This is a genomic window from Deinococcus humi (assembly GCF_014201875.1).
Lineage (GTDB): Bacteria > Deinococcota > Deinococci > Deinococcales > Deinococcaceae > Deinococcus > Deinococcus humi.
On sequence record NZ_JACHFL010000002.1, the window covers coordinates 425,281 to 437,906 of the forward strand.

A 12,626-nucleotide genomic window follows, 5' to 3' on the forward strand; every position below is an offset into this window, starting at 1 on the left:
CTATGGGGTAGCGGGGACGTCAAAAACTCTGACGCAGAGCAAGGCGCGTGAGCATTGCCCGGTGAACTCCAGCGTGTACGTGGTGCCGACAGGCACGGGAACGGTGTATGGGTGCCAGCCGCGTTTCTCACTGGCGTTGTGGCCGAGCCGGATCAGCTCGATCTCCTGATCGTTGACCTTGATCGTGGGCTTGGTGGTCTTCAGGCGCAGCAGTAACGCCGCCGCCCTGCTCTGCCCGTCGCCTGGGCGCGGCGTCTCGGGGAAGGTCAGGACCAGCGGGCCAGCGGTGGCCTTGCGGTCATCCCTTTCTTGTGGCCACTCGGCGGGTTGATACAAGATCCGCTTGGCGACGGCGGCCATCACATCCACGGGTCCGTCATCGCGCACCGCCACCGCCGTCAGCGGCAGCAGCAGCGGTCCCTCGCCGCGAGCGAGCACCTCGTCCTGGCTGACCAGCGCTGTCACGTCTGCTAGCGTCACGCCAAGCGGCGCGACGGGGGCAGTCTCGGGGAGGAGCTTGGGGCGCTTGCCCGGCCTTGAGCCCCAGGTCCAGCGGGGCGGGCTGCCCAGAGCGGCCCCGCGTTTCTGCGTGTCGCGCCACACGTCGTAAGCGGCGAGGGCGCGTGACTGGACGCCGATGGCTTCATTCTGAACATCGGCCCAGGCCCACTGCGGCGGCCAGGTGTTGAACAGGGTGCCGACGGGTGAAAAGCCTGTGAAGCTGCCCGGATCCACCCGCAGCACCTCCGTCTCAAACAGGTACAGCGGAATGCTGAGCAGCTCGCCGTCCGGGCGCACCGCGCTGACCGTGCTGGCGTTGGCGTGCAGGATGATGTGCGGCGTGAAGTCCCATACCGGTTCGCCTTCCGGCGTGTCCTCCAGCCGCACCGGCGTGTCTCTTAAAGCTGCCCAACTTCCCCCGGTGAACTCATGCCCGTAGGCGGTCAGGATGGCGGTCACGCCGCTCTTGGTGGTCAGCGCCGCGATGTTGCCGGTCCGTGGGCCGGACACCTTGACCTGTCCCTCCGCGGCCGTGAAGACGTTCACCCGCGCCTCGGTCGGGATGCCCGGGAACGACGTGTACTCAAAATCTCGCAACACGTCCACCGGCACATAAGGGATGTACCGCACCCATCCGGTCAGGCGTTCGTAGCCGTCAAGGATGCGGTATTCCGGGTCGGCGCCCTCTGGTACGGTGCCGTCAAAGACCTGGCCGGGATACCGGACGACCTGACTCAGCCGCGCAATCGTGTACCACTGATTGACCAGCGTGCGAAGAATGTTGCCGTTAGCGTCCACCTCCACCGCCAGCACTTCCGTGACATGCACTTCCCGGCCACCCTGAAATCGGCTGCGGCCCACTGACCACTCACCGGGCAGAAACACGCCCTCGATGTGGGCCTGCACGGTGTCGTCGGTGATCACGGCGTTGTCAATCGGGTAGGAGAAACGCGCCTGCCGGTACATGGTGGCCTCCCGGCTGCCCTGATCGGCGGTGTTGACCGTCCACTTGAAGTCCCAGGCCTGCAGCGAGCGCTCCTGATACAGCACCGGGTTATCCGGCAGACTGCCGCCCGCGTAGGGCACGACGTCCTCCGACCAGAAGCGCGAGGCGTACACCTTGCCCCGGTCCACCACGTCCCGCTCAAACCCCGCCGTGAACACCCAGGCGGTCCGTGGCGTCTGGCTGAAGCTGTCCAGCGGTTCCTGAACGGCGCGGCGTGCAGCGTTGAACCCCATGAACACCGCGTCCGGCGTGAACGTCGGGAAGTCCTGTTCGGAGTATTTGAACAGGTGAAGCACCCGGGCGTCGTGATCTACCCGGGTGGACAGGCCGAACGGCTGCAGGGAGGCGTCATCGAGCACGATGGCCGCGTCTGCGTCTGGTATCCCCGTTTCCCCAGCGAAGATGCCGTCAGGGATGGTCCTGGGGATGTGCAGGCCACCGCCACCTCCGGTGCCCTCGCCCTCGCCCACCATCAGGATCCGGGGCTCCCAGCTGAACAGCAGGCTCATGTCACCCTGCCAGTCCAGCTGCCAGGGCGCTGCGGCGAGTCAAACTGCGGCGGCGGCGGGATGAAGGGAGAGTCCTCGGCCACCCGCAGCGGCGGCGTGCCGCGCCCCTTCTGCGCGAACAGGTTGCCGCCCTCGGGCGTGGGGTCTGGTTCCGGTTTGTCGCAGCAGCAGCGTTTCCGGCACCCACACCCCAGGATCAGCCCGATCAGGTCATCGCGCACCCGTGGCCTCCCGCTGGCCTCTGACCAGCTTCCACTCGATCTCGTCTCCAGGACGCGGCGGGAAGCCGGTGCGGAAGGCGATAAAGCCCGGTTCCACAATCGGCTGCACCGCCACTGGATCCCAGCCGCGCACGATCCGGGCCAGCGCCCCACCCGGCTTGCCTGCCAGCATCACCGCCCGCCCAGACCCGTACTCGGCCAGCAGATTGTCGCGGGCGGCCTGATTCGGCTTGCCCAGCAGGTAGTCCGGGCGCACGAGGGTCAGTTGCGTGATGATCTTGACGTCGCCTTCGGCCTGACCCATCCGCAACTCGCGCACCCGTCCAGAGTCCTGCCCCTCGCCAAACGACACCCACGTTCCTGGCAGGTGGCCCAGCGGCAGCGGCACGTCCAGGCTTGTGACCAGGCGGCCCCAGTCGCGCGCCAGGATCAGGGTGCCGGTGTCCACCAGCAGTTCGGGCGGCAGAAAGGCAATCGTGACCTCCTGCGCGTCGGCAAATCCTGCGTCGCCGGGGCGGAACACCGCGCCCGTCGGGTCAAGGATTTCTTTGAGGTCACAGGTGTTGCAGTCGTAGTTGGGCGGTGCCTGATCGGTGATACGCGGCGCGTCCGGGCTGGACCGCGCCACACTCGCCGTCCTGATGGCCTCGCCGCTCTCGGCGTCGTAAACCGGCACCAGCGTTTGCCCGCTGACCCCTGGGGTATACAGCCAGCGCCCTCCGCCTGCAGGCTGCCACTGCTCGGTCTGCGTTGTGACCACGTACTCGCGCCCCTCCAGCGGACCGCGCTTGTCCGGCGTGTCCTCGGCGGCCTCCTGTTTCAAGCTGGCGAGGCGGCGCGTCGCGGTGGTCTTGGCCACCAGATACCCCTGCGGGCTGTAGCGGTAGGTGGTCACGGTGCGCTCGTCCGAGACGAGATCCCCGACGTTCAGGGTGTGGTACAGCGCTGGACCGTAGGCGTAAAAGGTGCCCGGGGCGGTCTGCGCGTCAAATCCCCACGATTTGCTCTCCGTGACCTCGCGCAGCGGCCGCCCCGGACACAGCGGGTCATAGGCGGTGTCGCTGCGCTTGTACCCGGTGGCCACGCCGCGCCACAGCTTGAAGAACGGTTTGTCGTCCACCGTCTCGCGCACCTCAATGTCGTCCGTCGTGATTTCAAGGGTTGAAACCATCTGGCCGCCGCTCTTGCGATAGCCGCGCTGGGTGCGCGCCGTGCCCGCGCTTTCCACGGGGTCATACCATTCCTGCTCAGGCAGCAGTTCGCGGCTCACTTCGTCCAGCCCCGGATCGCCCGCCAGCAGGCCCAGGATGACCTCGGGCTTGAGCGGGAGTGGTTGATCGGCACCCTTCAGGGTCAGCCGCACGGGCGTCTGCAGCAGTTCGCGCCCCTGCGACAAAGCAGTAATCCAGTCGGGGGAAATGAACGCCCCGCCGCGCGTGTCCAGCGGATTCGGGAAGCGTCCCACGAAACGGTCCGGCTGCCCGTCCGGCGACAGGGCCAGGACCATGCCAAGCTGCCCATACGTGGCGTCCCAGACCTCCAGCGGGGTCAAGTCCTCGGTGGAAAAATCGGTGCGCCCTTCCTCGAAATAGGCGCTAATCAGTGGGTCGACCTCCAGAAAGAAGCGTCCGAAGTTCCGCATAATGTCGTGAACGAGGACGCTGACGTTCTGACGCTGGCGCACGCTCAGGCAGGGGTCCGGCGTCGGGCTGATCTTCCAGGCAATCTTTTCCGGCAGCACGGCGCGCTTGAGGACGGTGGACACGCTCTCGCGGAAGCGAAAGGTGGTCTGAAACGCGCCCACGTCCTCCTGCGGTTCCTGTCCCATTGTGCTGAAGGTGCGGGTGGGCAGTCGGGCCAGCAGGCTGCCGCCTCCGGTCTGCGCCTCGGCATTCAGGGTGACGGTGGGGGTGGACGTGCCGAACAGGCCGCGCACCACGGCAGACAGTTCCTCGTCCTGTCCGTTGTGGCTGTAGTCCCAGGACAGGACCAGCCCGGGCAGTCCGCTCAGTTGCGCGTGGTACAGGGTCTCCGTCCCGCCCGCCGTGAGGGGGAGCGGCAGGCTCTGGGCCTGAAAGGCGACGCTGCCGATGATGTAGTCCGGGCTGGACCGCGCCACAAACAGGGCGGCGCGCGTGACCACCTGAACCGTCGTCGCCGTGAATGTCGCCGGCACGCCGGGGAGAAAGGCCGGTGGCGTCTGCGGGGCTCCGCTGTTGCCGGAGAGAATCAGAATCGGCATGGCTTAGCCGTACTTGAACTTGAGAACGGAGCGCGCCTGCATCACGCCCTGGCTCCCGGCGGGCACGACGTAGCTGACGGTGGCGGCGAGGGCCAGGCCGGCGGGCAGGATGCCCAGGTCTTCGGCGTCCGCCTCGGTGAGGGCCGTGACGCCTATCCCGCCGCCGAAACTCAGGTTCAGGGTGCCGTCGGTGCTGGCGGCATTCTCCACCCACACCTTGACGTTGACCGCCACGGTGCCCGTGTTCTTGAAGCGGATGGGGACGGGCGCGCTGCTGGTGCCGGGCAGCACGGTCCCGAAGTCAAAAGCCGCCAGCGGCGTACCGTCGGCGGCTTGGAGTTCAACTGCTCTGGGCATCAGGCCTCCTGGGGCAGATAAAGGGTGAAGTTGTAGTTGGCGTACGCGCTCTGGCGCTTGGGCTCGAAGATGGCGTCGCCGTCGAACAGGCAGCCCGTGAACGTGCCCGCCGTTTCGTAGCCCTCTCCGAACGTGACCGTGAAGGATGCGCCGGACGCGGCGAGCGCCCGCAGCGCGGCCACCTGCTCTTCGAGCAGCACCCATTCCGGGCCAGGAGAGGTGATCTGAACGCGGCGGGCGGTGCGGTGGCCCTGCGTGTGAATGACCGTGCCGTTGATGCTCACGGCCTCACCCACGCTGCGCCCACCGCCCGTGCGCCTGACGGCCTGTGGCGGCACCGTGGGGTTGAGTTCGGTGCCGCCAATGTTCAGTTGATAGCGGGCCATCAGCACCCCCGCCCAGCGCGCCGGGCACGGTCTTCGAGCTTGCGGATGGCCATGTCGGCCACTGCCTCTGGCGACTGGCCAGGCGCACCGTTTACGGTCATGTAGTACGTGTCTCCGGCGTAGTTGGTGATGGGGGCAATGGCGTTTGGCTTGGTGTTGGCCAGGGAGCCGACCACTTCTCTGCCGACCTCCCTGCCGATGGATCTGGCCGCGTCACCCGTGACGGTGACGGGCTGCGCCTCCGGCAGCTTGGGCGGAGCGAACCTGGCCGCGAGCTGGTCAAGCGCCCTAAGGTCAAACGTGAAAGGGGTGGCCGAGGCGGTCGCAACACGCGGCGGCAGGGTGGGCACCGCAGGGGCGGCCACCCTGCCGGCCAGCTCCCGGTCCACCAGCGTCTGCTGCTCCCGCTCCAGGCTGTCCTGTTGCAGGGCGGCGGTCAGGCTGGCCACGGTGCTTTCCAGCGCGGCCACCAGCCGGCCCGTTCCTGCGTTGAACGTCTCGGCGGCCCCCTGGAGCGTTAGGGCGTTCTCGGCCTCCTGATCGGTGATCCGGGCGCGTTCGGCCAGCCCCACGGCCTCACGGTCATACTGGATGCCCAGAGCGTCCACCGCGTCGGCCAGCCGTTGGGTTTCCCGCTGGCCGAGGTCCGAGACCCGGACGCCGTTCTTGCCCAGCACTTCGATCTGACGGGTGTAACGCTCCTGCTGACGGGTCAACTCCTCGGTGGCGCGGGCGATCTGTTCGGGTTGACCGCCCGATAATGCCTGCGCCAGTTCGCGCTGGGCCGCGTCGCGCCGCTGGGCGATGGCCGACAGGCGTTCACGCTCCCTGGCTGCCTCAAAGGGTTGCGCGTCCCCATACGCCACCTGCCGCAGCTTGTCGCCAGCGTCGCGCACGCCGTCCATCTGCCCGATCAAGGTCCGGTATTCGCTCGCCAGATTGTGGACAGCGGTGCGGTGGTTGCCCACCGCGTCCGCTACCGCGTCGGTGGCTGTCTTCAGTTTCTCCAGGTTGGCCGAGCTGCCGACCTGCTCGGCCTCCCGTCTGGCCTGGGCATAGTCCCGCTCGGCGGCGGTCAGCACCCGGCGCGATTCGGTGATCTGACGGGTAGCCGCCGCGATCCTACCCGACTCGGCGTTGCCCCCGGCCAACGCCGTGGCTAGGTTGTCCTCGGCCACTTCCAGTTCCTCGGTCAGCCGGGCTGCGGCCAGTCGGGTTTCATTCAGCTTGCGCTGCTGGTCTTCCTCCTTGAGCAGCAGTTCGAGGCGTTTCTGGGTGAGGGCGGCGCGGCCTGCTGCCCCCAGACCCTCCCGGCTCAGCTGGGTGTCGATCAGGTCCAGGCGCTCGCGGGTGAGTCGTAGCTCCAGCGCGGCGCTGGCCACTGCGTCGTCGGCACTTCCAGCAAGCTGGGCCAGACCTCGGGCGCGGGCTTCGGCCACGTCCTGCAGTTTGTTCTGCAACTCCAGCTCGCGGCCCAGATCGTCCAGGGCCTGCTGACGCAGCTCCTGTTGCCGCTTGCGCGGGTCCTGGGGCGCGCTGATGGTGGGAGCGGTGAGGGGTTGCGGTTGTGCGGCGGGTGCCTGGGCGGCTTTAACCTGAGACGCGGCATACGCCTGGGCAAAGGCTAATCGGGCCTGGGCTTGCTCGGTCTGGGCGGCTTCCAGGGACAGTTGATTCCCGGCAGCTTCTACACGCCGGTTGGCGATCAGCAGTTCCTGCGCGGCGATTTGCAGGGTGAGCTGGGCGGTGGCCGCCTCATTGTCAGCGAGGCCGTTGGCGATCAACCGGGTCTGGGCCTGGGCCTGATACAGCTTCAATCGGCGCTCGTCGGCGTCGATGGGGGCATTTGCTTCCTGGAGCGTCAGGTCCGCGATCTGCCCCAGAAGGGTGAAACGCTGCGCCACGAGGGCGTTACGCTTCTGCTCCTGGCCCTCGGCGACGATCTGGCCGTCCAGCTCCCGAAGGCGGGCCTGCGCCACGCCCAGTTGCTTCTGGCGAGCGGCCTCCAATTCTGCGGAGGTGTGGGCTACCTTCTCGGCGTACTGCGCCTCTGCGTCCAGGCGGTCCAGGGCACTTTCGCGTAGGGCCTGCTGCGTGGCCTGCTGATCCTTTAAAGCGAGGGCCTGTTCATGTTGAATGCCTCTAATTTTTTCCTCCACAGCGACGCGCTCCCGGTCGTTCAGGCTTACACCCCCCGAACCGGCGAGTTGCTCTCGCAGCAGCTCAATCTGCTTTTCACGCTCGGCACTGATCCGCTGGGCGATGATGAACAGCTCGGCGTCCGAGGCGGCCAGCTCGCGCGACTGCTGCAACTCCTGCAGGCGTGATCGACTTTGCTCCACTGGTCTGTTGGCTTCCACGAGCCGGGCCGCACGTATAGCCTCTGCCGCTTGACGGGCGTCGTTTTCCTGCTGGGCAAGGCGCTGCTTTTCCCCGGCCTGGAAGGTGCCACTCAGCTGATTCAGGTTGGCGTAAAACTCTTGCCAGACAGCCGTCCGCTCGTCGGCACTCAGCTTGGTGTCGCTCAACGCCCGGTCACGGGTGTTCACGAGGCGCTGCTGGTCCTGAAGGTACTGGGCCTGCGCCGCGGCCTCCACCAATCGGGCACGTTCACGCAGCGCTTCCGCCTCGATCTCAGCGGTCTGGACCGCATTGTCCCTGACGCCAGCCAGCCGCCGCGCGAGATCCAGCTCGTAGCGGGCCGCCTGGTTGTCGCGCCCGGCCTGCTCGGCAGCGAACTGGGCGTCCTGCGCTTTCAGGTAGGCGTCGGCGATGCGCTGGGCACGTGCGGTGGCCTCCAGGGCATCCTCCTGGGCGTAACGCTGCTCCATGGCGCGGGTCTGCTGCTGGGCGGCCTCCAACACAACCTGTTGCTGGGCCGGGTAGTCGCGCAAGGCTTCGAGTCGATCGGCCAGCGTCTGCCGGAAGTCAGCCAGCTCTTTTTCGCGTTCGGCCTGGCGCTTCTGGCCCTCGTCCTCGATGGCCGCGATCTCGGCGGCGCGGGCCGTGTCGCGGGCCGATTGCACCAGCTTCTCGGTCTCGCGCACCTCGGCGACGCGCTGGCGATCCTGCTCCAGCCGTTTGGCGGCGAGTTGCCGGTCACCTGCGGCCTGCACGCGCCCCTGTGCCTCGGGGTCATCTGCCAGTGCCGCCACCTTCTCAGCGATGCTGGCTTTCAGGTCCAGGAGCTCGGCGGCACGAAGCGCTTCCCGTTTGACCCGGCCATCGGCCATGGCGGCAATGGTGCCGTCGCGGGCACCCTTTTCAGCGTCCACGATCCGTTGGGCCGTCTCGCGTGCCTCGGCCAGACGGGCGAGGTTCTGCTCCTCAATCTTGGCCTCAATCTCGCGCTCGCCTGCCGCCTGTACGTCGGCCTGCGCGCCCGTGTCGCCTGCCAGGGCGGCGACACGGTCCGCCACATCCTGGCGCAGGCTGGTCAGCTCCTGGGCGCGCAAGGCCTCCCGCTTGGCCAGACCGTCTCTCATGCCCTCAATGACGGCCGCTGCGGCGCGGTCCTCTGCCTCTGCGACCCGCCGGGCGTTCCCTTCGGTCAGCTGGCGATCCTCCTCGGCCCAGCCGCGCCGCTTGGCCGCGATGATCTGGCGGGTGTCTTCTTCGAGCTGCCGCTGCTGCTCCGGGAAATCGGCCAGGGCGGCAATCCGCTCGTCGGCGTCCCGCTGCACGGCCTTCAGTTCCTGCTGCCGAAGGGCGGTTTTCTTGGCTTGCCCTTCGCGCATGGCCGCAATCTCGGCGTCTTGAACCTCGACTGCTGAACGCTTGGCGACGGCTAGGGCTTCGTCGGCGTAGCGCTTGCGAATCGAGGCCCGCTCGGCCTCTTGCCCGGCGTCGAGCTGAGCCAGCCCCTGCCGCAGTGCCGGCGTCTGGCCCGGGTCCAGCAGCTTGCCCGCCACCACGAAAGGCTTTTTGAGTTCTTCGCGCAGTTGGGCAAAATCCCGGCCCGCGCGGGCCAGATCGGCCTGCATGTCGGACAGCCCCTCGATCTTGAGATTGAAGGCGCGGCCTTCCAGGGCCCTTTGCAACTCGCGCACGGCCTTGGTCTGATCCTCGGTCAGCTTGAGGTTCAGCTGGCCGCGGCGTTGCGTTTCCGTGAACAGGCGAACGACTTCGCTCTGGGCCTCCACCAACGCGCCCTGATAGCGCTTGACGGCCTCTTCATTGACCTTGTAGATGCGCTCACCGGTGAGCAGCTTGGTACCTACGATGTCGCCCTGCTGAGCGTCGCCAAGCTGCTGCTGGATAAGCAGCACACGGGCCTGGGCGCGGCTCAGCTCGGTTCCCTCCTTGGTTAGGGCCGCCACGCGCTTCATGGTGGCGTTGAAGCTGTCGTTGTTCGATTGATCAATCTGGTCGTAGATCGCCTGTGTTTCCTTGATCAGCTTGACCGAGAAGTAGCCCACGCCAGCGGCAAGTGCCGCCACGCCGAGGGCCGACGCCGCCACGCCGACAGTCAGGGTGCCGATGGCTGTGGTGAAGAGGTTGGTGTTCAAGACGGCGGTCAGAAAGGCCCGGCTGAACACGGTGGTGGCGCCGCTCGCCAGCAGGGTGTTGCTGATGTAGGTGGTGATGCGAACGGACGCGCTGGCATAGAATGCTCGTGCTTTCTCTGCCAGGTTGGTGTAGACGTCGGCATTTTGCGCCATGTTGTCGACGCCTTCGCCCACTGCCTGTGCACCTGCGGCCAGCCCATCAGACGCCGCTTTGACGCCCCTCAATCCATCGCGGATGGTGGCGTAGCCGCGTGCCAGATTGGACACCGGACCGGCCAGGAAGCCCACCGCGATGGCGGACGCACCCAGGATCGCCACCGTGTTCTTGCCCACTTCAGGCAGATCGTTGAACACGTCCACAAACTTGGTCACGATGCGGATGCCGCTGGTCAGCAGGGGAATGAAGGCCTCGCCCAGCTTCTTACCGGCCTCGTCGAAGGCCCGGCTGGTGCTGCTCAGGTTGCCCGACACCCCGCCCAGCAGCGCCGAGAGATCGCCCACTTCGTCAGAGGTGGCAGCGGTGATCAAGTTGACAGCGGCCTGCGCGCGGGCCTGTTTGTCCAGCGCATCCACCGTGGTGTTTCTGGCCTTGGCTTCCTGCTGAAGGAAAGTGCTCAGGTTCTCGCTGACCCCGATTTCGCCAAGCCTCGCGGACGTGCCGCTGGTCACGGCGTCCACCAGGGCGTCGACCCCATCGGCGGCGCTTCGTCCGGCGGCCAGCGCCGAAGCTCCTGCCCCTTCGAGCGAGGTGTAGGCCTGTTCCAGCGTGAAACCCTGCCGCAACAGGCCGCGAATGCCCTCGCGGGCGGCGTCGGCAGTCAAGGCCAGGGTGTCCTGAAGACGATTCACCGTCTCTGCCGCCACGCCCACGTCCTGCCCGGTCTTCTCGATGGTTTTGCCAAACAGACCCTGGGCGATACGGGCGCTGTCGCTGGATTTGGCGAGACTGAAGATGTTGTTGGCGGCAAATCCGGCCTGGGAGCCGTATTGCTGTAGCGCACTGCCCACGCCCAGCTTGACCTGAGAGGCCAGCCCCAGACGGGTGATTTCACCTCTGGCGGCGGCGGCGGTGGTCTGGGCCAGGCGGTTGGCGTTGGCGACTTTTTGGGCCTCGCGCGAGTACTCGCCGAACTCCCTGCGGGCCGTGTTGCCCACCTGCTCCAACTCCTGGGAAAGCCGGGCCATCTCCACGGACAGCTTGCCAACTTCCTGCGGCGTGGCGTCACCGAATCCAGCCTGGAAATCGGCGCGGGTAATTTTCACGGCGCGGTCCAGCTCGTCAATCCTGGCGCGCAGAGCGCTGGCCTGCGCCTCAAAAACAGCAGCGCTCTGCTTGGCGCTGTTCGCCCCGAGGCTGAACGCCCCGAAGGTGTCGTCAATGCGGCGCTGCATGTCGGTGGGCAGCGATTCCTGAATGGCGTCGCGGATGGCACGGGTGGCTTTTTGGACGTCCTTTGCGGCACTCAGATCAATAGTGATCCGGATGGTGCCCATGCGCTTGCCCAGCTCCTGCACGGTAGCCAGATCAGCGCGGACGGTCTTGATGCCTTGCCGGAAGTCGGTAATGTCCAACGTGGCCTTGCCGGAGAGGTTGGGGAGGGTCATGGGCAACTCCTGTCAGCGAAAAGTGGATAGATAAAGTAAGAGGCCCGCGTAAATGCGGGCCTTGTTGATGTTTTAAATTTCAGCTCCAGCGTCCGTTCATTCCTTATGGATTTTAGGAGCTTCTATCTGCTAAACGATACCCTCACGTCGCCCCGCACCGGCAGTTCGACTTCCCCAACAGCCTCTGGCCGTTGCTGAGGGCCTTGGCGGTGCTACCAGCTCGCTGTTCATTGAGGTGTGCTCATTCTGCGGAGAGCTGGTGTCCAGCGCTGAAGGCGCTGCCCATCTTGACCCGGGCGATCTGCCCCTACCCCTGTCCATGCTCTCCAATGACGAACCCCCGCAAGATGCAGATGCGGGGGTTATCGATGGGGATGAAAGTAGTCGGCAGTTCCTGAATCTGTCTTTACGAGATAAAAATTACAGTGAATGAAGGATACTCAAGCGTGATTTTATCGGTCAGCTTTCTCCTTAGCTCCTCACTCAGGCCTCTGTCGCTAACAGGAATGATTTCAACCACACCCGCATCTAATAAGAGACGAAAACCAATTGCGATATCGCCCACCGTGTCTTTAATAATCCTAAGGAGCCTTTCCTCTCTAATCTTATGCAGATTATCATCTATATCTGACATATTTAAAAAATCATAGCCGGGTTTGCGTCGCGTTTGAGTTCTCTCGGTATTAAAAACCGACATATTCCGCAGCAGCAACAAGGCTTCGTCTAATTTGTCATCTGCCGTTCGCTGTTGAGCTTGAGGCTGTTCCGTAGCGCCTTCACTCTTTGGGATCGCCTGCAACTTTTCTTGCAGGTCCGGCCACATCCGCTCAAACGCTGTTTGGAGGCGGGTTGCTTCTAGACCTTGCTCCCCCGCCACCGTGTTGAGCGCATGGATGAGTTCACGCGTTCCCTCCTTGGTCGCTTCCTTCCCCTGAAACTGGGTGAGCGGCCCCTCGATATCGGCGAAGCCCATATCAAAGATGTAGGGCACGACACGGGAGCCTTCCAGATTGTTGGAGATGGCTCCCGCCTCAAAGTTCAGCCAGGGTGCGTGCCGGTTGTTGGCTGTCACGCAGATGACGCCGAAGGCGCTGGCCCTCAACTCCCCCTCGATCTCAGCTGACCAGCGGACGCCCGCGCCTAAATCTCGCTGTGACATCCAGGGTCTTAAGTTCTGGATTACATCGGGCAGCCAATCGCGTAGTGCCTGTGCAACGGCTTTGGATGGCTCACCGGACCAGCTCAGGAAAACTTTCATTGACCTCCAGTGTAGCCAGCGGTGGCTGCCTGC

The 12,626-nt window shown here is 65.6% G+C and carries 7 protein-coding genes; all 7 read right to left on the bottom strand.

The features are described from left to right. The 7 genes from HNQ08_RS05655 to HNQ08_RS05685 all read right to left on the bottom strand — a co-directional run bounded on the left by HNQ08_RS05655 (position 1) and on the right by HNQ08_RS05685 (position 12,593). Complete coding sequence (locus HNQ08_RS05655) at positions 1–2,016, bottom strand: hypothetical protein (RefSeq protein ID WP_184128228.1); 2,016 nt, start codon at positions 2,014–2,016, stop codon at positions 1–3. Continuing rightward, positions 2,013–2,237, bottom strand: a complete 225-nt coding sequence (locus HNQ08_RS05660) for a hypothetical protein (RefSeq protein WP_184128231.1) — start codon at positions 2,235–2,237, stop codon at positions 2,013–2,015. The genes HNQ08_RS05655 and HNQ08_RS05660 overlap by 4 nt, the downstream gene beginning before the upstream one ends. Further along, positions 2,227–4,479 carry a hypothetical protein gene (locus HNQ08_RS05665; RefSeq protein WP_184128234.1) on the bottom strand — a complete coding sequence of 751 codons (2,253 nt, stop codon included), beginning with the start codon at positions 4,477–4,479 and terminating at the stop codon, positions 2,227–2,229. The genes HNQ08_RS05660 and HNQ08_RS05665 overlap by 11 nt, the downstream gene beginning before the upstream one ends. A gap of 3 nt (positions 4,480–4,482) precedes the next feature. Continuing rightward, positions 4,483–4,836 carry a hypothetical protein gene (locus tag HNQ08_RS05670; protein ID WP_184128237.1) on the bottom strand — a complete coding sequence of 118 codons (354 nt, stop codon included), beginning with the start codon at positions 4,834–4,836 and terminating at the stop codon, positions 4,483–4,485. Continuing rightward, positions 4,836–5,222, bottom strand: coding sequence for a hypothetical protein (locus HNQ08_RS05675; RefSeq protein WP_184128240.1), 387 nt, complete (start codon positions 5,220–5,222; stop codon positions 4,836–4,838). The genes HNQ08_RS05670 and HNQ08_RS05675 overlap by 1 nt, the downstream gene beginning before the upstream one ends. After that, the gene (locus HNQ08_RS05680) at positions 5,222–11,335 is read right to left on the bottom strand and encodes a hypothetical protein (RefSeq protein ID WP_184128243.1); all 6,114 of its coding nucleotides are present in this window, start codon (positions 11,333–11,335) and stop codon (positions 5,222–5,224) included. The genes HNQ08_RS05675 and HNQ08_RS05680 overlap by 1 nt, the downstream gene beginning before the upstream one ends. Before the next feature lie 406 nt (positions 11,336–11,741). Next, the gene (locus tag HNQ08_RS05685; protein WP_184128246.1) at positions 11,742–12,593 is read right to left on the bottom strand and encodes a toll/interleukin-1 receptor domain-containing protein; all 852 of its coding nucleotides are present in this window, start codon (positions 12,591–12,593) and stop codon (positions 11,742–11,744) included. Positions 12,594–12,626: the final 33 nt, after the last annotated feature.